Annotated in this window: 16 protein-coding genes; 6 read left to right on the top strand and 10 right to left on the bottom strand. The window is 70.2% G+C overall.

Features of this window, described 5'->3' with window-relative positions:
• Nucleotides 1-102: 102 nt before the first annotated feature.
• From kdgK1 to LT974_RS01620, 4 genes are all read right to left on the bottom strand, one after another.
• Nucleotides 103-1,053, bottom strand: coding sequence for a bifunctional 2-dehydro-3-deoxygluconokinase/2-dehydro-3-deoxygalactonokinase (gene kdgK1, locus LT974_RS01605; RefSeq protein ID WP_232588902.1), 951 nt, complete (start codon nucleotides 1,051-1,053; stop codon nucleotides 103-105).
• 24 nt (nucleotides 1,054-1,077) lie between these two features.
• Nucleotides 1,078-3,090, bottom strand: coding sequence for a DNA mismatch repair endonuclease MutL (gene mutL, locus LT974_RS01610; RefSeq protein WP_232588903.1), 2,013 nt, complete (start codon nucleotides 3,088-3,090; stop codon nucleotides 1,078-1,080).
• Between the two features lie 40 nt (nucleotides 3,091-3,130).
• A complete protein-coding gene (gene mutS / locus LT974_RS01615; RefSeq protein WP_232588904.1) occupies nucleotides 3,131-5,767 on the bottom strand; it encodes a DNA mismatch repair protein MutS in 2,637 nt (878 codons plus the stop codon).
• Nucleotides 5,768-5,849: 82 nt separating this feature from the next.
• Nucleotides 5,850-6,878, bottom strand: coding sequence for an AIR synthase family protein (locus tag LT974_RS01620; RefSeq protein ID WP_232588905.1), 1,029 nt, complete (start codon nucleotides 6,876-6,878; stop codon nucleotides 5,850-5,852).
• A 117-nt stretch (nucleotides 6,879-6,995) separates the two neighbouring features.
• Here LT974_RS01620 and psmA point away from each other — a divergent pair, with 117 nt between their 5' ends.
• On the top strand, nucleotides 6,996-7,718 hold the full coding sequence (gene psmA, locus LT974_RS01625) for an archaeal proteasome endopeptidase complex subunit alpha (RefSeq protein ID WP_232588906.1): 723 nt from the start codon (nucleotides 6,996-6,998) through the stop codon (nucleotides 7,716-7,718).
• A gap of 72 nt (nucleotides 7,719-7,790) precedes the next feature.
• On the top strand, nucleotides 7,791-8,183 hold the full coding sequence (locus LT974_RS01630; RefSeq protein ID WP_232588907.1) for a thioredoxin family protein: 393 nt from the start codon (nucleotides 7,791-7,793) through the stop codon (nucleotides 8,181-8,183).
• A gap of 1 nt (nucleotide 8,184) precedes the next feature.
• On the opposite strand, the gene LT974_RS01635 is transcribed toward LT974_RS01630, so the two are convergent.
• Complete coding sequence (locus tag LT974_RS01635; protein WP_232588908.1) at nucleotides 8,185-8,904, bottom strand: DNA-directed RNA polymerase subunit epsilon; 720 nt, start codon at nucleotides 8,902-8,904, stop codon at nucleotides 8,185-8,187.
• Between the two features lie 277 nt (nucleotides 8,905-9,181).
• Nucleotides 9,182-9,808, bottom strand: a complete 627-nt coding sequence (locus LT974_RS01640; RefSeq protein WP_232588909.1) for a DsbA family oxidoreductase — start codon at nucleotides 9,806-9,808, stop codon at nucleotides 9,182-9,184.
• A 238-nt stretch (nucleotides 9,809-10,046) separates the two neighbouring features.
• Here LT974_RS01640 and LT974_RS01645 point away from each other — a divergent pair, with 238 nt between their 5' ends.
• Genes LT974_RS01645 through nucS form a run of 3 tightly spaced genes read left to right on the top strand, consistent with a single transcriptional unit; the run spans nucleotide 10,047 to nucleotide 12,292 of the window.
• Nucleotides 10,047-10,715 (top strand): adenylyltransferase/cytidyltransferase family protein, encoded by a 669-nt coding sequence (locus tag LT974_RS01645; protein ID WP_232588910.1) that lies wholly within the window; start codon nucleotides 10,047-10,049, stop codon nucleotides 10,713-10,715.
• A gap of 38 nt (nucleotides 10,716-10,753) precedes the next feature.
• Nucleotides 10,754-11,530 (top strand): NAD+ synthase, encoded by a 777-nt coding sequence (locus LT974_RS01650; protein ID WP_232588911.1) that lies wholly within the window; start codon nucleotides 10,754-10,756, stop codon nucleotides 11,528-11,530.
• A gap of 54 nt (nucleotides 11,531-11,584) precedes the next feature.
• Nucleotides 11,585-12,292, top strand: a complete 708-nt coding sequence (gene nucS / locus LT974_RS01655) for an endonuclease NucS (protein WP_232588912.1) — start codon at nucleotides 11,585-11,587, stop codon at nucleotides 12,290-12,292.
• Here nucS and mutS (LT974_RS01660) read toward each other — a convergent pair whose 3' ends face one another.
• Both mutS (LT974_RS01660) and LT974_RS01665 read right to left on the bottom strand, forming a co-directional pair.
• Nucleotides 12,293-15,010 (bottom strand): DNA mismatch repair protein MutS, encoded by a 2,718-nt coding sequence (gene mutS, locus LT974_RS01660; protein ID WP_232588913.1) that lies wholly within the window; start codon nucleotides 15,008-15,010, stop codon nucleotides 12,293-12,295.
• Nucleotides 15,011-15,068: 58 nt separating this feature from the next.
• Nucleotides 15,069-15,500, bottom strand: coding sequence for a CopD family protein (locus LT974_RS01665; RefSeq protein WP_232588914.1), 432 nt, complete (start codon nucleotides 15,498-15,500; stop codon nucleotides 15,069-15,071).
• 114 nt (nucleotides 15,501-15,614) lie between these two features.
• On the opposite strand from LT974_RS01665, the gene LT974_RS01670 reads away from it, so the two are divergent.
• Nucleotides 15,615-17,354, top strand: coding sequence for a MutS-related protein (locus LT974_RS01670; protein WP_232588915.1), 1,740 nt, complete (start codon nucleotides 15,615-15,617; stop codon nucleotides 17,352-17,354).
• Here the strand turns inward: LT974_RS01670 and LT974_RS01675 are convergent, their stop codons facing one another.
• Both LT974_RS01675 and LT974_RS01680 read right to left on the bottom strand, forming a co-directional pair.
• Nucleotides 17,355-18,011 carry a DUF2306 domain-containing protein gene (locus LT974_RS01675; protein WP_232588916.1) on the bottom strand — a complete coding sequence of 219 codons (657 nt, stop codon included), beginning with the start codon at nucleotides 18,009-18,011 and terminating at the stop codon, nucleotides 17,355-17,357. It lies immediately after the preceding gene.
• Between the two features lie 131 nt (nucleotides 18,012-18,142).
• Entirely contained in the window at nucleotides 18,143-18,733 is a 591-nt protein-coding gene (locus LT974_RS01680; RefSeq protein ID WP_232588917.1) for a 50S ribosomal protein L15e, read from the bottom strand.
• Nucleotides 18,734-18,894: the final 161 nt, after the last annotated feature.

Genomic DNA, 18,894 nt, shown 5'->3' on the forward strand with positions numbered 1-18,894 from the left:
ACCGGAGTGCACTCGGACAAAAACGCCTTGCGGCCACGTGTTATCCCGCCTACCCGACAAACAGGTAACCGTTTCCGACGGGTCGGCTGGCGACCGCGCGCGTCAGCGGTTGATTGCCGCGCCCTCGCCCGCCAGCACGCCCTCGACCTCCTCGCGCGTGACCAGCGCGGTGTCGCCGGGCATCGTGCGCTTCAGCGCCGCGGTCGCCGCGCCCCACTCCAGGGCGTCCCGCACGTCGCCACCCTCGATGCGGCGCGCGAGGAACCCACCGACGAAGGCGTCGCCCGTGCCGACCGCGTCGTACGTGTCGGCCTCGAACGCTGGCTGCTCGTAGACGTCGCCGTCGTGGACCGCGAGCGCGCCGTCCGCGCCCAGCGTCACGATTACCGTCTCGAAGCCAAACTCGTCGGCCAGCCCGCGCCCGATTTCGCCGGTGTTCCCCTCGCGGGCGAGCACGTGGCGGGCGTCTCGCTCCGCGACGACGAGCACGTCCACGTCCGGGAACAGCGTCTCCAGCACCTCGCGGGCTTCCTCGCGCTCCCAGAGCTTCGCGCGGTAGTTCACGTCCAGCGCCGTCGTCGTCCCCGCGGCCTTCGCGCGCTCCAGCAGCGTGGCGGTGGTCTCCGCGAGCGTCTCCGAGAGTGCGGGCGTGATGCCGCTCGTGTAGAAGTACTGTGCCGCGTCGACGCGCTCGGTCGCGAGCTCGTCGGGCGTCGCGGTCGTCACCGCGGCGTTCGCGCGGTCGTAGACGACGTTCGTCCCGCGGGGCTCGCCCGCCTGTTCGAGGTAGTACGTGCCCTGCCGCCCGGTCTCGCTCCACGCCACGTCGGGCTCGGTGCCCTGCGCACGCAGCGTCGCCGTCACCTTCCGGCCCAGCGGCGAGTCCGGGAGCTTCGACAGCCACGCGGTGTCCGCGCCGAGCCGGCCGGCGTTCACCGCGACGTTGCTCTCCGCGCCCGCCGCGCGGAACTGTAGTTCGGTCGCGCGCTCCAGTCGCTCCTGTCCGGGTGGCGAGAGCCGGAGCAGGGTCTCGCCGAACGTCACGAGGTCCATACCCCGCGGTACGGCGGCCGGGGTTTAGTTCCCGCCGTCTTCGCGTCGCCGCCCGCCGTGCCCGGGGTAGTCGCGCTCGAAGCGCTCGGCGAGTTCGTCGGCGTCCACGCGAATCAGCGTCGGCCGGCCGTGCGGGCACGCGTACGGGTTCTCGCAGCCGGCCAGTCGCTCCAGCAGCGCCACGACCGACCCTTCTGTCAGCGACGTGTTCCCGGTCACGGCGGGCCGACACGCGAGGTCCGCGAGCAGGTCGTCCGCGGCGTCCGCGACCGGGTCACCGCCCGCGTCCGCCACGAAGTCCGCGAGCACGTCCCGCGCCAACTCGGGGTCGAGTACGTCCGCCAGCACCGCCGGCACCGCCGTTACGCGTGCTGTCCGCCCCGACAACTCCGCATCGAATCCGAGCGAGCGCAGGTCCTCGATTGCCGCGTCGAAGACCGCCGCCTCCCCCGCCGTCAACTCCAGTTCGACCGGCGAAACGAGCGCCTGCGACGCGCCGCCGACTTGCTCGCGCAGCCGCTCGTAGTGGACGCGCTCGTCGGCCGCGTGCTGGTCGACGAGCACGAGTCCGTCGTCGGTCTCCGCGACGACGTACGTCTCCGCCAACTGGCCGAGCACGCGCAACTCCGGCAGCGAATCGAAGTCGTCCGCTGCGTCCTCGTCGTCCGCCCCGTCGGACTGCTCCGTGAGTCGCGCGTTCTCCGTCGGCGCGTCGAACGACGAACGAGTGCTCGCGCGCTCGCTGGATTCGCTATCGCTCGTCGTCGCGTCTCCCGTCGACTCGCTCGTGTTCGACTCCCGTTCAGTCCCGCTCGGCTTCCGCTCGGTCGACTCGGGCTCGCTGTTCGACAGCGAGTCCGTCACGCGGCTCTGGTGTTCCGCGCTCTCGACGGCGACGTCCGCGGGCGCGCTGGACGTGTCGGCCTCGCGCGTCGCCCCTTCCGCAGAATTCTCGCTCTCGTCGCGGTCGTTCGCGGGCGAAATCGTCGCGTCTCCTGGTTTCGACGCACCCCGCGGTGCCTGCGAGCGCACGATGCCGGCGTCCAGCAGCGCGTCACGTACCGCGTCCTCGACGGCTGCCTGCACGCCATCTTCTTGCTCGAACCGGACCTCCATCTTTCGCGGGTGAACGTTCGCGTCCACACCGTCTGTCTCCACGAACAGCACCGTGAACGGGTAGCGGTCCGCGGCGAGTTGGCCGCCGTAGGCGTCGAGGACGGCTTCGCGGAGCACCGAGTCGCGGACCGAGCGGCCGTTCACGTACGTCGCGAGGTACTCGCGGGTCGAACGCGTCGTCTCCGGCTCCGAGACGTAGCCGTGCACGCGCTCGACTGGGCCCTCGGGTGTCGCGTCCACCGGAACGAGCGATTGGGCGACCTCACGGCCGTACACCGACAGCGCCGCGTCCCGTACGTCCCCGCTGCCGGTCGTCGCGAACACCTCGCGGCCGTCGTGGGTCAGCGACACCGCTACGTCCGGGTTCGCGAGCGCGTATCGCGTCACCGCGCGGTTGACGTGCGCGAACTCCGTCGCCGGCCGCTTGAGGTACTTCCGGCGCGCCGGCGTCTCCGCGAACAGGTCCGCGACCTCCACCGTGGTCCCGGCCGGCCGCCCAGCCGGCTGTACGTCCCCGACGCCGCCGTGTTCGACGGCGAGCGTCGACCCGGAGTCGCCCGCGTCCCGGGCGCGCGTCGTCACCGTCATCCGGGAGACCGAGCCGATGGTGTAGAGGGCTTCACCCCGGAAGCCAAGCGTCGCCACGGCGTCCAGCTCGCTGGCGTCGCTGAGCTTGCTCGTCGTATGCTGGTGGACCGCCGCGCGAAGGTCCTCGCCGGTCATCCCGTGGCCGTCGTCGGCGACGACGATTCGGTCGCGGCCGCCGCTGGCCACGGTGACGTCGATGCTCGTGGCGTCCGCGTCGAGGCTGTTCTCCACGAGCTCCTTCACCACGCTCGCGGGTCGCTCGACGACCTCGCCCGCCGCAATCTGGGCTACGGTCGCGTCGTCCAGCTCCCGGATGCGGTCGCCGTCAGTCATACTCGCCGGCAGGCGGCCCGCGCGTATCAATCCCGCGCTGCTACTCCTCCAGCCGCCGCTGCCACTCCTGCACGCGCGAGAGCAGTTCCACGGGCGGCGTCTCGTCCACGTCCACGTCACGGAGGTTGTCGAGGACTTCACGCGCCTCGGGGTCGAGTTCCGTTGCCTCGCCGCCGTCCGCCGCGCTCTCTGCCTCTGCTGCCGGCTCACTCGCGCTGCCCGCGTCGAACTCGCCGGAGTCGAGGTCGAACACCGCCTGCACGGGTTCGCTCGCGGAGCCGCGTGCTTCGACGGCTTTCTCCTCGCGGAGGCGGTCCAGTACCTCCCGCGAGCGGTCCACGACCGGGTCGGGAACGCCTGCGAGATCCGCAACGTGGACGCCGTACGAGCGGTCGGTCGCGCCGTCCCGGACTGTCCGCAGGAACGTCACGTCACCGTCGCGCTCCTCGGCGGCGACGTGGACGTTCGCGACGTCCGCGAGGTGATCGGCGAGCGCCGTCAGCTCGTGGTAGTGCGTCGCGAACAGGGTTTTCGCCCTGACTTCGTTGTGCAGATACTCCGTGGCTGCCCACGCAATCGAGATGCCGTCATAGGTCGCCGTCCCCCGCCCGACCTCGTCCAGAATCACGAGCGAGCGCTCGGTCGCGGCGTGGAGGATGCGGCTCAGCTCCTGCATCTCCACCATGAACGTCGAGCGGCCCTGCGCGAGTTCGTCCAGCGCGCCGACCCGCGTGTAGATGCCATCCACGAGCCCGATGCGGGCGCTGTCCGCGGGGACGTAGCTGCCGACTTGCGCGAGCAGGACGATGAGCGCGACCTGCCGCATGTACGTCGACTTCCCGCTCATGTTCGGGCCAGTGACGACGAGGAACCGTCTCCCTTCGCCGAATCGGGCGTCGTTCGGCACGAACTCGGTGGTCTGCTCGACGACGGGGTGGCGGCCGCCCTCGATTGCGAGGTCGTCGCCGTCCACGAGGTCGGGGCTCACCCAGCGGTTCGCGGCGGCGTGCTCGGCGAGGCTGGCGAGCGCGTCCAGTTCGGCGAGCGCGCGGCCGACGCGCTGGAGCGCTTCGGCGTGCCCGCCGACCCATTCGCGCAGGTCGTCGAACAGCTCGTACTCGAGGTCGCCGCGCTCCTCCTCGACGCGCAGAATCCGGCGCTCGCGCTCTTCGAGCTCCTCGGTGGTGTACCGCGTGGAGTTCTTCAGCGACTTCACCTCGCGGTACGCCTCGGGCACCGCGTCGGTCTCGGACTTGCCGACCTGGATGTAGTAGCCGTCGGTCTTGTTCCGGTCGACCTGCAAGTGCGTGATGCCCAGCCGGTCTTTCTCGCGGGTAGCGAGCCCGTCCAGCCACTCCTCGTGCTCGCGGGCTTCTTGCAGCAGTTCGTCGAGTTCGTCGTCGTAGCCCTCCCGCAGCAGCCCGCCCTCGCGGAGCGTCTTCGGTGGGTCGTCGGCGAGCGCGGCGTCCAGTTCGGCGCGCACGCCTGCGGCCGCCTCGCGGTCCACGCCGTCGAGAACCTCCGTCACGGGCGAGTCCGCGAGGTCGGGGTCGGATTCGAGTGCGTCCGCGGCCTCGGGGAGCGCCGCCAGCGTCTCCCGGATTCGGAGCAGGTCCGTCGCGTCGGCGCGCCCGCCAGCCGCCCGGCTCGCGAGGCGTTCGAGGTCGTAGACGTCGCCGAGCACGTCCCGGAGCGCGTCACGCGCGAGCGGCGCGTCCGCGAGCGCGCCGACCGCGGCCTGCCGGCGCGCCAGTTCCGCACGGTCCCGGAGCGGACGGGTCAGCCACGCCTGGAGGCGTCGGCCGCCCGCCGCCGACACCGTGTGGTCGAGGGTAGCGAACAGTGACCCGTCGCCGTCCCCGCCCATCGTCGCGGTGAGTTCGAGGTTGCGCTGGGTCGTCGCGTCCAGTTCCACGTGGTCGTCCGCGCGGTACGGCTGGAGGCGGGTCAGCGACGCCAGCACGCCCGCGTCCGTCGCCGCCACGTAGTCGATGGCCGCACCCGCCGCCCGCGCTGCCGGACTGTCGCTGTCGACGCCGAGGCTGTCGAGCGCGCCGTCGCCGAACTGCTCGCGCACGCTGTGGGCGGCCTTCCCGGGCGCGAACGCCGACGCCTCGTGCAGCGTCAGCGTCGCGTCCGCGCGCTCCCGGAGCGCGCCGAGGAAGTCGTCGTCGCTGCGCAACTCCGGACCGGGCAGCACCTCCTCGGGGCTGAAGCGGTGGAGTTCCGTCAGCACGTCCGTCTCCGTCTCGGCGTCCGCGACGTGGAACTGGCCCGTCGTCACGTCCACGAACGCCAGCCCCCACGCGTCGCCGCGGACGACCGCCGCGAGGTAGCGGGTGTCCGCGCCGGTCACATCCACGAACGTCCCCGGCGTGGCGATTCGGGTGATTTCGCGTTCGATGTCGTCGGCGCCATCCTCGACTTGGTCGGCGATGGCGACCCGGTAGCCGCGCTCGACGAGCGTCGCGACGTACGGCGTCAGATCGTCGACGGGCACGCCCGCCATCGGGTACGACGACCCGTGCGCGGACTTCTCGGAGACCTGCAGGTCGAGGACGTCCGCGACCGTGCGCGCGTCCGCCGCGAAGAATTCGTAAAAATCCCCGACCTGCATCGCGAGCAGGTCGGCGTCGGTCTCGTCTTTCAGGTCGAGGAACTCCTCGACTATGCCCATGGCTGGTTCCTCGCTCGCATCGTCGGAACGCTGGCCGCGCGTCGCAAAGAACCCTCCGGACGCCGCCCGACACTCGGCACCCTCACTCGCTCCGGAACCGCTCGCGTCCGGTCTCGTAGGCACCCCACAGCGGGTCGGATTCGGGTTCCGGGAGCGGAACGCCGTCTACAGTGACGCGCTCGCCGTCCGGGGTTCGCTCCCCAACTGACCCGACTTCCGCGGCCGGAATGCCCTCGCTGTCGAGCGCCGCTAGCACCGCGTCTACGTCTCCGGGAGCGACAGTCGAAACTACGGTCCCTTCGCTGGAGGTCGTCCACGGGTCGATGTCGAAGTACTCGCAGACCTCGCGCACGCCCGGGAGCACGGGGACGCGGTCGCGCTCGACTGCGAGCGAGACGCCGCTGGCAGCCGCGAGTTCGTGGAACGCGTTCGCGAGCCCGCGCTCGGTCGCGTCGTGCATCGCGGTCACGTTCCCGGCGGCCGCCGCGGTGAGCGCGTCCCGGACGGGGCTGACGTCGTCGAAGCGCTCGCGGGCCGCCTCGACCGTGGCTTCGGGGAGCGGGAGGTCGTCCCCGAACAGCACGCCGAGCACGCCCGTCGTCTCGATTGCCGGGCCTTTCGTGACGACGACGCGGTCACCCGGCCGCGCGCCCGTCGGCACCACGAGGTCGTCGGGGCCGCCAATCGAGAGCGCGGTCGCGCCGCCGACCGTCGGGAACGCACACCCCTCGTAGGTGCCCGTATGGCCGGTCGTCAGGCTCGTGCCCAGTTTCTCGGCTTCCCGGTCGAAGACGTCCCAGATTGCGTCGAACGTCTCCGTGCTCGTGCCCGGCGGGAGGTTGAAGTCCACCGCGAGATGCGCGGGCGGGAGGCCCGACAGCGCGGCGTCGCTGACGCAGATGTGGAACGCGAACCACGCCGCCCGCTCGATGCCGAGGTCACGGAGCACGAACACGGGGTCGGTCGCCATCGCCACGACGCGGTCGCCGACGTCTACGACGCCGAAGTCCGCGCCGTACGTCGGGCCCAGTCGGACGTCCTCGCGGTCCGCGCCCGTCCGCTCGGCGACGTGCTCCTCGAAGAACCGACGGCTCGCCTTCCCGGAGTCCATACTCGGTGCTCGCCGCCCCGCCACAAGTACCCCGGCGGTTTTGCCGCTGCTCGGCACCCCCTGCCGAAAGTCAAAGCCCTTTACGTGAGCGCGGCTTACATTTGGTCAACGAAGACAATGCAGGGTCAGAACCAACAGCAGGCCTACGACCGCGGTATCACGATTTTCTCGCCGGACGGCCGCCTCTATCAGGTGGAGTACGCGCGGGAAGCCGTCAAACGAGGCACCGCGAGCATCGGCGTCCGCACCGAGGACGGCGTCGTCCTCGTCGTGGACAAGCGCACCCGCTCGCCGCTCCTGGAGGGCTCCAGCGTCGAGAAGCTCCACAAGGTCGACGACCACGTCGGCGCTGCCAGCGCCGGCCACGTCGCCGACGCGCGCAAACTCGTCGACCACGCGCGCCAGCAGTCCCAGGTCGAGCGCGTGCGCTACGACGAACCCATCGGCGTCCGTACCCTGACGAAGGAAGTCACCGACCACATCCAGCAGTACACGCAGGTCGGTGGCGCACGCCCGTTCGGCGTCGCGCTCCTCGTCGCGGGCATCTCCGACGGCGAACCCCGTCTCTTCGAGACGGACCCATCCGGGACCTCCAACGAGTGGAAGGCCGTCGCCATCGGCTCGGACCGCTCGGTCATCCAGGAGTACCTCGAAGACGAGTACGAGACCGACCTCTCCCTCGACGAGGGCGTCGACCTCGCGCTCCGCGCGCTCAACGAGGGCCGCGACGACGAACTCTCCGCGGAGGGCGTCGGCGTCGCCACCGTGGACGCCGACTCCGAGCTGTTCCGCGAACTCCAGACCGAGGAGACTGCGGAGTACCTCGAAGACCTCGAATAAGCTGTTCCGTGGGCGGCGGCAGCACGCGCCCCCGCAGCAGTCCTTTTCCGCGCTCGCACCCTACATTTCTACATGAGCACGGAGTCACAACAGAACGCACAGAAACCGATTCGCGTCGCGGACGGCGACGAACTCCGCGACGTCCTCGCCAGCCACGACCGCGTACTCGTGGACTTCTACACGAAGGGCTGCTCGCTCTGTCAGGCAATCGAGCCCGTACTCGGAAATGTAGCCAAAGCCACGGGTATCACGGTCGCGATGGTCAACCCCGGCGACGACATCTCGCTGGTCGACGAGTGGGACGTGCGGAGCGCGCCGACGCTGGTGCTCGTCGAAGACAGAGAGGCGTCGAAGACGCCTCAGGCAGACGGCGAAGCCGTCGACTACGAAGAAGTCGCGCGGCTCGCCGAGGGATTCCAGGGCGGCGACGACATCGAGGCGTTCCTCGACGAACACCTCGACTGAGCTAGTCGTCGCTGGGCACTTCGTCGGGGACGTCGCGTTCGGTGACGTCGGGGAGGTGGGGGTCGCGGTTCGGGTTCCGGCCGAACGCCGGCAGCCCGTCGGGTAACTGTGCTTTGAGCACGCGACGCAGCCGGTTCAGGCTCGTCTTGTCGAGGCCGTAGCGTTCGGCGAGCTCCGCGAACGCGGGCTCGTCGGTGATGTCGTGGCTGCGGTAGCGCTCGTAGAGGTCGTTCATGCGCTCCTGCGAGAGGTCGTCCGCGTCGAGGTCGTCGAGCCCGAAGTACTGGCGGCGGTCGACGTCGACGACGTGGCGGACGACCACGAGCGCGACCTTCTCGATGGCGCGCTGGCTGCCGAACTCCGTGAGGTCGATGTCGCTCATCACGCCGAGCGCGACGTCGCGCTGCCACGGCGTCACGTCGATGGCGTTGCAGAGCGCTTGCGTCGTCCGCAGGCGGTCGAGATGGTGGGTGCGGCGGCTGTGTCCCTCGGTCGCGGTGTGGCGCTCCTCGTGGAGCCGCCGGATGCTCTCCGAGAGGTCCGCTTCGGGGGACTCGGCGCGCCCGATGACGGTCGCGCTCGGGGAGACGACGCCCCACTTGCGGACCGTGGTGTCGCGCTGGGCTTCCGCCCGCGAGAGCGCGCCCGAGCCCGGCCGGTGTTCGACGCGGCGCTCGTCGCGCGTCTCCCAGCGAATCCGGTCGCCGCCGTCAGCACTCATTACCGGTACCTGTGGCCTCGCACGGTTTAAACTCTCGGCTGGCGGCGCTGTCGCTGTGGAACGGAACTCCCCGAGAAGTCCTTCGTATCTATCCCTTGTCGCCAGAGATACTTAAACCGGAACCGCACTTCGAACGACGCTCGGCGGTTGCTCGCTATCGACAGCGCCGCGGCTACGAGGCGTAGCACGCTGAGAAGCTCTTCGTATCTATCCCTTGTCGCCAGAAGCACTTAAAGAAAAATCGCGTGTCGGCCGACCGTGGACCGCCGGCCCGTGCTTACGTCCCTTCGACGAGGCGGCGGAGCTGAGACGGCGGGACGGCACCGCGCGCGCCGTAGCCATCGTACGCGAACGTCGGGACGCCGGTGACGCCGTGCTCTTGGGCCTCGCGGAACTTCGCGCGGAGTTCGTCGTGGTACTGTTCGCTCTCGACGACTTCCCGAATCTCCTCGGGGTCGAGGCCGACGTCTTCGGCGATGTCCGCGAGCACGTCGAGGTCGCCGATGTCGCGGCCCTCCTCCCAGAGCGCCTCGAAGATGGCGACGTCGAAGTCCAGCCACTGCTCGGGGTGCTCCTCGCTGACGTACAGCGACGCGGCTTGGGCGTCCAGCGAGTCCACCTCGCGGGAGAAGTCCATCTCCATCTCGTCGGCACCGTACTCCTCTTTGAGGCGCTGGACGTTCTCGCGGGCCTTCTCGAAGTACTCGTCGTCCTTGCCGTCGTCGACGTCGTGGTCTATTTCGCCGTCCGGCCCGCGCTTCTGCGCGCGCAGGTCGAAGGGCTGCCAGTCGATGTCGAGGGGGTCCTCGCGCTCTGCCTGGTACTCCGACAGCGACTGCCGCCCGAGGTAACAGAACGGGCAGACGTAGTCCGAGTACACCGTGATTTCGTCGGCGTCGCTCATCGCTACTCGGTACGACGCGCACGCCGAAAAGGTCCCTGCTGGCGGGGGTTCCCGCTGGAGCCGCGACGACCGACGAGCCACCGGCTTCGCACTCGATATCTCTGAGAAGCCCTTCGTATCTATCCCTTGTCGCCAGAGATACTTAAAGCGAGAGCGGCTGTCGGCACGCACCCCTACGGAGAAGATGTTCGGCGCAACGCCTTCTCCCGTCCGCCAGCACCGTCCACGTGCGAGGCTGGTGTCCCCTCGTGGCGGGTCCGCCGCGACGACCAGCCCGCAGTGGTCTGACGTAACCGATGGCGAGTGCTCCACGCTCTCGCTGCTGGCCGGGGCCGCCGGCCAGCGTGGTTTTTCGACGCGTCCAGCCCAAGCATCCAAGTCGCCGCCGTCGGTAGCGCTGCTCGTGCCCGAGCGCGCAGCGTTTCCCGGCCGCTTCCAGCCGTTCCACGTCGGCCACTACCGGACGGTCCGCCGGTACCGCCGCGAGTACGACCTCGTCCTCGCCATCGGCAGCCCGCAGAAAGCCCGGACGCCGCGCAACCCGCTCACCGCTGCCGAACGCGAACACGTAATTCGCGAGTGCTTCCCGGACCTCGACCTCGTGCGCGTCCGCGACGAGGACCGCGGGGAAGCCGGCTACCCAGACTGGGGCCAGCGCCTCGTCGCGCGCACGGACGCGGACGTCGTCGTCACGGGCAACGAGACGGTCGCCGACATCGTCCGCGAGTACACCGACGCGCGCGTCGAAGCCCAGCGCATGCACGAGCCCGGCCGCTACTCCGGCACCGAAATCCGCCGTCGCATCCGCGAGGGCGAGCCGTGGCGCGACCTCGTACCGGACTGCTGCGAGGACCGCGTCGCGACGTACGCGCCCGTTATCGCCGAGGCGGGCGAGAACGCCGAGTAGCCACGTGCTTTTTGCCGGTGGCGGCCGCGCGTTCGTCCGTGACCGACTTCGACCTCGACCTCGCGGACGCCGCCGACGAGATTCGGTCGTTCCTCGCGAACTACCTCGACGCCGCGCCCGCGGACGGCTACGTCGTCGGCGTCAGCGGCGGCCTCGACTCCGTGCTCGCCACGCACCTCCTCACGGACGCCGTCGGCCCCGAGCGCGTCACCGGCCTCCTGCTGCCCGCCGACCCCAGCGACCCCGAGAACGTCGAGGACGCGCGCGACGTCTGCGAACGCCTCGGCGTCGACCACCGCGAGACCGACATCCAGCCCATCGTCGACGACGTCACCGCCGCCCGCGAGGACCTCTCGAAGACTACTGTGGGTAACGTCCAGGCGCGCGTCCGGATGGTCCTGCTCTACCAAGCCGCCAACGACGAGGGCACGCTCGTCGTCGGCCCGAACAACCGCTCGGAACTCCTCCTGGGCTACTTCACGAAGTACGGCGACGGCGCTGCCGACGTCGCGCCCCTCGCGGACGTCTACAAGACCGAGGCATACGACCTCGCCCGGGAGGTCGGCGTCAGCGAAGACATCGTCGCGAAGACGCCGACTGCCGAACTCTGGGAGGGCCAGACCGACCCCGGCGAGCTCGGCGAACCCTACGAGGTCATCGACCCGATTCTGCACGCGTACGTCGACGAGGATCGCAACGTCGAGGAGACCGTCGAGGCCACCGGCGAGGACCGCGAGACGGTCGCGGAGTTCGTCGAACGGTACGAGTCCTCGACGCACAAGCGCGAGCGCCCGCCCTCTCCGGGCATCCGGTAGCCCGCCGGCTGCCCCATCCGCGCGCTTTTTCCCGTCGACCGCGTACCTGTCGCCGTGACCCGCGCGCTCTCGACCCCCGACGCCGACCGCGCCGCCGCCTTCGCCGCGGACGCTCGTAGCGACGGCCTCGCGGTGTCGCTCGTCGGCGAGTGCGCGACGGAATTCGAGGGACGCGCCGAGCGCAGCCTCCCCGCAGGCGTCCGGAGCGTCCTCTGGAAGCCCGACGACACCGTGCTCGTCCACGGCGCGACCGGCCGCGACCCCGACGCGTGGGCAACCGGCGGCAGCGTTGCCGTCGAAGCAAATCAGGGAACGCTCGAACTTCGCTGTGGGGACGGCGACGCCGCGGACGCGCTCACCGTCCGGTTCGAGTCGGTCCACCACGCTGCCGCGTTCGACCCCGCGGACGCCGACGCCGACGCCGAGGTCTCCGGCACCGAGTCCGACCTCAAGGAGCGCGTGCTCGCCAACCCCGACCTCGTCGAACCCGGGTTTCAGCCGCGCAGCACGGAACGCGAGACGCCCGCCGGCCCCGTGGACGTCTACGGTCGCGGCCGCGACGGAGCCGTGGTCGTCGTCGAACTCAAAGCCCGCCGCGTCGGGCCGTCGGCCGCGTCGCAACTGGAACGCTACGTGAACGCGCTCCGCCGCGACCTCCACGCCGACGCCGACGTCCGCGGTGTGCTCGTCGCCCCAGAAATCACCGAGAAGACTCGCTACCTGCTCGCGGAGAACGGGCTCTCGTTCTCGCCCGTCGAGTAGTCAGTCGAGGTCTCGTTTGAGGTCGTTCAGCACGTTCAACGCCTCCACGGGCGTGAGTTCCGCGACGTTCACGTCCCGGAGCGAAGACTCGACGGCCGACTCGTTGGCCTCGGCGTCCACTTCTGTCGCGCTCGTCTCAGTCTCCTCGTTCACGTCCGCGTCCCGTTCCGCGTGCTGCTCGTCCACGTCTACCGCGTCGAGGAACTCGCGAGCGCGCTCGACGACCGTTTCCGGCACGCCCGCGGTCTGTGCGACCTCGATGCCGTACGAGGCCGTCGCGGGACCGTCCCGAACTTCGTGCTGGAACGTAATGCCGTCGTACTCGCGGCGCTCGCACGACGAACCCCCGCTCGTTTCACTCGCGGGGACCCCGTCCCCCGCGCGCGTCGCGCCGAAGTGGAGGTTCACGGCGTCCGCGAGGCGGTCGGCGTCCGCCGTGAGTTCGTGGTGGTGCGTCGCGAACAGCGTCGTCGCGCCGAGTTCGTCGTGGACGTACTCGGTGACGGCGCGCGCGATGGCGAGGCCGTCCGTCGTCGAGGTGCCGCGGCCGACCTCGTCCAGCAGGACGAGCGAGTTTTCGGTGGCCGCGCGCAGAATCGAGGAGAGCTCGGTCATCTCGACCATGAACGTCGAGCGCCCGCCCGCGATGTCGTCGCTCGCGCCCACGCGGGTGAAGATGCGGTCGACGACGCGGAGTCGCGCGCTCGCCGCGGGAACGAAGCTCCCGGCCTGCGCGAGCAGCGAGACGAGCGCGACCTGGCGCATGTACGTCGACTTCCCGCTCATGTTCGGCCCCGTGATGACCGCGACCCGCCGCTCGGGCGTGAGGTCCGTGTCGTTGGGCACGAACCCGGCTTCCGTGCGCTCCACGACCGGGTGACGGCCGCCCTCGATGTGGATGCCATCGCCGCCCATCTCGGGGCGCGCGTAGTCGTGGCTCGCGGCGACCGTTGCGAACGACGCGAGCGCGTCCACGGACGCGACCGCCGCTGCCGTCGCCTGCACGCGCTCGGCCTCCTCGGCGACCCGGCTCCGCACCTCGCGGAACAGGTCGTATTCGAGGTCCTGAGAGCGCTGCTCGGCGCGCACGATGTCGTCCTCGCGCTCCTTGAGTTCGGGCGTGACGAACCGCTCGGAGTTCTTCAGCGTCTGGCGGCGCTGGTAGTTGTCGGGGACGGCGTCGAGATTCGGATTCGTCACCTCGATGTAGTAGCCGTGGACCGCGTTGTGGCCGACCTTCAGCGAGTCGACGCCCGTGCGCTCGCGCTCCTGTTGCTCCAACTCGTCTATCCAGCGCTTCCCCGAGCGCTCGGTCTCCCGGAGGCCGTCCAGCGCCTCGTCGTAGTCGTCCCGGATGACGCCGCCCTCCGTGAGTTCCTGGGGCGGGTCGGGGACGATGGCTCGCGAGAGCAAGTCCCGGATCTCCGGGAGGTCGTCGAGGCTCGCACGGAGCTCCCGGAGCTTCTCGCTATCTGCGTCCGCCAGCAGCCCGCGAATCTCGGGCACCACGTCGAGGGTGTCCTTCAGCGCGCGGAGGTCCCGGGCGTTCGCACGACCCCGCGACACGCGGGAAATCAGTCGTTCGACGTCGTAGACGTCCCGCAGGTGCTCGTGGAGTTCCTCCCGCGTCAGGGGGTCCGCGAGCAGTTCGCCGACCGCCTCGTGGCGCGCCTCGATTTCGTCGGCGTCGGTCAACGGTCGGCGCAGCCAGTCCGTGAGCGTCCGCCGCCCGAGTGCGCACGCCGTCTCGTCGAGCACGTCCACGAGCGCCGTGCCCGCCGCGCCGTGGACGCTGCGCTGCTCGAACACTTCGAGGCTGCGCAGCGCCACTGCGTCCATCTGGAGGTGCTCGCGGGGGTCGTACCGCGTCAGGTGGTTCAGGTAGTCCAGCCGGTCGCCGTCTTCGCTTCCGCCGGACGCATCCGCGTCCGGACGACGTGTCGAGTCGCTACGCGACGCGACACCCCCGCGCGTGTACTCGGCGTAATCGAGGAGCGCGCCACAGGCTGCGACTTCGGCGTCGCCGGCGAGCGCGTCCACGCTCCCGAAGTACGCCTCCACGGTCGCCTCGGCGCGCTCGTCGTCGAACGCCGCGTCGTCGTACTCGGCGACGAACGTCCCGTCGTCGAAGCGCTCCGCTGCCACGCCGGGTCCGGTGACGAGTTCGGCGGGTGCGAATCGCCCGAGTTCGTCCCGCACGCGCGCCGCGTTCGGGAGGCTCGTCGCGTAGAAGTCGCCCGTCGAGACGTCCAGCAGCGCGAGGCCGAACCCACCATTTTCTGCTGCGGCGACCGTCGCGACGAAGTTGTTGTCGTCGCCCGCGAGCAGTTCGTCTTCGGTCAGCGTCCCCGGCGTCACGACCCGAGTGACCGCGCGCTCGACGACCCCCGTGACCTCGTCGGGGTCCTCGACCTGGTCGGCGACCGCGACCCGGTAGCCCGCGTCCAGCAGGTCGTCGATGTACGGCTCCGCGTTGTCGATGGGCACGCCCGCCATCGGATACTTGCCGGTCGAGTCCTCGCGTGCGGTCAGCGTAATCTCGCAGATGCGGGCGGCCGCCTCCGCCGCGTCACAGAAGAGTTCGTAGAAGTCCCCGACCTGGAAGAGCACGAGCGCGTCCTCGTAGCGCCGCGTGAGCTCGAAGTACTGGCTCATCATCGGCGTGAGGTCGCTCTCGTTGGCGGCCATCTGGTCGGGTGGCCCGAGCGCCGCGTCCATGCACGAAGGCAACGGGGTGGCGGCTGTTATGCTCGTCGGTCAGTGCCCCTCGCTCGCGTCAGAGCAGGCCGGCGAGCACGAGCAGCGCGACGCTCACGACGGCCGCCGCACCGAACCACGGTGTCGCGCTGTCGGCAGCAGACTCGACGTCGTGGCCGGCAGTGAGGCGACTCGTCGCGACGTGCGCGAGCCCCGCGAGCACCAGCCAGAGGCCAGTCATCCCCACGACGAGGTGGCCGCGCGAGGAGCCCGCCAACGCCTCGAACGTGTAGAGGTTGCCGGCGAGGTGGCCGCCGGTCAACAGCATCGCGAGGACGCTGACGACGCTGAGTTTCGTGAAGCGGTCGGCAATCCACTCGACGGGCGCGGCGTCGAGCACGCCACGGCGGGCGGCGGGGACGACGAACAGCGCGACGGCGAGCGTGCTCCCGGTCCACGCCGCGCCGAAGACGACGTGGACGACTCGAGCGACGGTGATGTCGAAGCTCATCGCTTCCGGATTCGCAGACTGGCGGGAAATAACGCGTCGGTCTCCGGCCGGCATCGTCCGCTGGGCGTCGGAATCCACGTAACGCTTTACCCACGTGGTCGCCCACTCGCAGGTATGCGATTAGAGGAGTACTGGGGGGTCGGCCCGAAGACCGCCGACAAACTGGAGACCGAACTCGGCGTCCCCAACGCCGTCGACGCCATCGAGTCCGCGAACGTCCGCGCGCTCGTCGATGCCGGCATCTCGCGGGGCCGCGCGACGCGCATCCTGCGGCGCGCGAACGGCGGCGAGGGGATGGACGCGCTCGCGACCGACGACGCCCGCGCCGTCTATAAGGAACTGGTCGCACTCGCCGCCGACTACGCCGTCACGCCCGGCGCAGCGGACAGAATCCGCGTACGGACGCCGCTGACCGACCGCGACGAGATGACCTCGCGCCTCGACGACGTGCAGGCCGCCCGCGAGACGTGGGCACGTCTCGACAGCGAGACCAAGCAAGCCGTCCTCGACACGTTCGACGCGCACGACGACGCAGGGGACACACAACGCGCGGCGGTCGAGACCGCGCTCGCCCTGCAGGCCGCCGTCAGCGACGACTCCGGCGTATTCGCGGCGGTCACGACGCTCGACCGCGACGCGCTCGAAGACGCTGCCGAAGCGCTCCGCCACCTCACTGGCGACGGTGTGGCGGCCGGCGCGGACGCGAAACTCGACCGGCTCCGGGAGCGCGCCAGCGACCTCGAACGCCTCGAACGCGACACGTTCGACGTGCTCGAAGACGTGCGCTCGCAGGGCGTCGAGGGCACCGACGAGTTCCGCGAAGCGTTCGTCCAGTACGTCGGCAGCGAGGCCGGCGTCGAACCGCGCCGCGTGCGGAACGCCATGACCGCCGACGCCGCCGACGCCGCGGACTTCGTGAGTACGACGCTGCGCGCGCTCGCCGACGACGTCCGCGAGGACGAACAGGACCGCGAGAACGAGGTCGCGGCGGAGCTTCGAGGAGCTATCTCGAACGCGCGCGAGGAGGTCGACGCCGCGGTGACGGCCGTCAGCGACCTCGCGGTCGACGTCTCGCTCGCCCGGTTCGCGGAAGCTCACGACCTCACGCGCCCCGAGTTCGTGGACGCGGACGCCATCGCCGTCGAGAACGCGCGCAACCTCTCGCTCGCAGCGGACGGCGGGGACGTCCAGCCGGTGACGTACGCGGTCGGGGACCACTCCCTCGACCCGCCGAACGGCGACCGCGTCACCGTGCTCACGGGCGCGAACTCCGGCGGGAAGACGACGCTGCTGGAGACGCTCTGTCAGGTCGCCGTGCTCGCCGCGATGGGGCTGCCGGTGCCCGCCGACCGCGCCGAACTCGGCCCCGTCGACGCAGTCGTCTTCCACCGCCGCCACGCCTCGTTCAACGCCGGCGTGCTGGAGGCGACGCTGAACTCCGTCGTGCCGCCGCTGGCCGAGGGCGACCGCACGCTCATGCTCGTCGACGAGTTCGAGGCCATCACCGAACCCGGGAGCGCCGCCGACCTCCTCCACGGCCTCGTCACGCTCACCGTCGACGAGCAGGCGCTGGGGGTGTTCGTCACGCACCTCGCGGACGACCTCGAACCGCTCCCCGACGTCGCGCGGACCGACGGCATCTTCGCCGAAGGACTCAGTCAGGACCTCGACCTGCTCGTGGACTACCAGCCCCGCTTCGGCACCGTCGGAAAGTCCACGCCGGAGTTCATCGTCTCTCGGCTCGTCGCCGATGCCGGCGACCGCGCCGAGCGGGCCGGTTACGAGACGCTCGCTCGCGCCGTCGGCGAGGAAGCCGTCCAGCGCACGCTCGCGGACGCCGAGTGGTCCGAGTAATCAGATTCTGCCGGCCAGCGGCCCCACGTCGGCGTACTCGGCCTGCCAGTACCAGATGAGCGGGACGCCGACCGCGGTCGGCCACAGCCACGCGACGACCTCGGGAGCCATCGAGATGTTGACGACGGACACCGCGGTGACCGTGGCGATGTACGCGCCGACCATCCGCGAGAGGTGGTCGACCAGCCACGTCCGATTCGTACCCCGCCAGTACGCGCGGAGGTCACTCGTTCCGAGCACGCCGCCGATGCCGCCGAAGACGACCATCACGACCCCGAACGAGTCCCCGCTAGCGACGACTATGGCCCCCCACGCGCCGAGCGTGACGCACGCGGCGACGACCGCGACTGCCGCGGCCCAATCCACCGTTTCGGGGCCGTCGCTCGGGTGTTCGCGGGCCAGTACGCGATACCCCGAGAACGCGAAGTAGCCGCTGAACACCGCGACCAGCAAGAGGAACGTGCGGAAGAACGTCGGATCGAGCGCGAACAGCGGGAGCACCGTCGCGACAACGACGGCCATCGCCGCGACGTAGACGCGTCCCGCGCGCCGATGGCGGCGACCGCCCTTCTCGGTCGCGAGGGCGACGCCGCCGGCGACCAGCGCGGCGACACCCGCAGCGATGTGCGTCCAGAGCGCCGCCGTCTCCACCGTCATCGTATCAACTGATGATGAGTTATCAACATAAACGTTCCTGCGGCGGTCCCGACATCGAGCAGGAACTGTTAGAGGAGGACTGACGGCGCTGTCGCTGGGCGGCGAGAAAAAACGGGAAAGAAGTTGTCGCGTTACGACTTCCGGCGCTTGCCGGCGTTCGTGCTCGGGCGCAGGTGCTCGGTGCCCTTGCCACGGTTCTGGAGGCCGCGGGCGCGCTGCCCGGCGCTGGTCTTCCCGTGGAAGACGCGACCCTGCTGGCTCTCGTTGCAGATCCAGTTGAGGTCGTCGTCGTTCTCGATTGCGCCGTGCTCGGGGTCCAGGAGAATCGCTTCGAACCACTTCTGCGAGCCGTCCTCGCCGACCCAGTAGGAGTTCAGCACGCGGAGGTTGACGTACTTCTTCGACGCACGCTCCTCGGCGATGCTCTGGAGGTTCTTCGCGCGACCGATGCGGTTGACGCCCTGCCGCTTCGTGCGGCGGCCAGCCTTGAACCGGGACTTCCGGGCGGTACCCTTCCGGACGCTGACGCGCGCCACGACGACGCCCTGCTTGGCCTTGTAGCCGAGTTCGCGGGCCTTGTCGAGGCGGGTCGGGTGGTCGACGCGGACGATGGCGCCCTGTTTGCGCCAGTCCTGCTTGCGCTGCCACTGGAGCTCGGCGAGCTTCCCGTCGTCGGGGTCCCGCCAGGCTTCCTTGATGTGGGAGTAGAAGCTTCGTGTCATGTGTTGTCCGCGGGCGTTGGGTGGTTCAACCGTCGCCTCGCGGCTGACGCCGCTCGGCCGAAACGAGGTCCGATGGACCTCGCAGGTCACATTCCGTCCTGACTCCCGTCAGGAGCCCGCTGGAGCCCGCTCGCCAGCGAGTTACCCGAGTTTCGTCGTGG

The organism is Halobacterium noricense (assembly GCF_021233435.1).
Lineage (GTDB): Archaea > Halobacteriota > Halobacteria > Halobacteriales > Halobacteriaceae > Halobacterium > Halobacterium noricense.

Excerpts from the sequence above, each read along its gene's own strand:
- kdgK1 (WP_232588902.1), bottom strand. The coding sequence starts at position 1,053 with ATGGACCTCGTGACGTTCGGCGAGACCCTGCTCCGGCTCTCGCCACCC.
- mutL (WP_232588903.1), bottom strand. The coding sequence starts at position 3,090 with ATGACTGACGGCGACCGCATCCGGGAGCTGGACGACGCGACCGTAGCC.
- mutS (WP_232588904.1), bottom strand. The coding sequence starts at position 5,767 with ATGGGCATAGTCGAGGAGTTCCTCGACCTGAAAGACGAGACCGACGCC.
- LT974_RS01620 (WP_232588905.1), bottom strand. The coding sequence starts at position 6,878 with ATGGACTCCGGGAAGGCGAGCCGTCGGTTCTTCGAGGAGCACGTCGCC.
- psmA (WP_232588906.1), top strand. The coding sequence starts at position 6,996 with ATGCAGGGTCAGAACCAACAGCAGGCCTACGACCGCGGTATCACGATT.
- LT974_RS01630 (WP_232588907.1), top strand. The coding sequence starts at position 7,791 with ATGAGCACGGAGTCACAACAGAACGCACAGAAACCGATTCGCGTCGCG.
- LT974_RS01635 (WP_232588908.1), bottom strand. The coding sequence starts at position 8,904 with ATGAGTGCTGACGGCGGCGACCGGATTCGCTGGGAGACGCGCGACGAG.
- LT974_RS01640 (WP_232588909.1), bottom strand. The coding sequence starts at position 9,808 with ATGAGCGACGCCGACGAAATCACGGTGTACTCGGACTACGTCTGCCCG.
- mutS (WP_232588913.1), bottom strand. The coding sequence starts at position 15,010 with ATGGACGCGGCGCTCGGGCCACCCGACCAGATGGCCGCCAACGAGAGC.
- LT974_RS01665 (WP_232588914.1), bottom strand. The coding sequence starts at position 15,500 with ATGAGCTTCGACATCACCGTCGCTCGAGTCGTCCACGTCGTCTTCGGC.
- LT974_RS01670 (WP_232588915.1), top strand. The coding sequence starts at position 15,615 with ATGCGATTAGAGGAGTACTGGGGGGTCGGCCCGAAGACCGCCGACAAA.
- LT974_RS01675 (WP_232588916.1), bottom strand. The coding sequence starts at position 18,011 with ATGACGGTGGAGACGGCGGCGCTCTGGACGCACATCGCTGCGGGTGTC.
- LT974_RS01680 (WP_232588917.1), bottom strand. The coding sequence starts at position 18,733 with ATGACACGAAGCTTCTACTCCCACATCAAGGAAGCCTGGCGGGACCCC.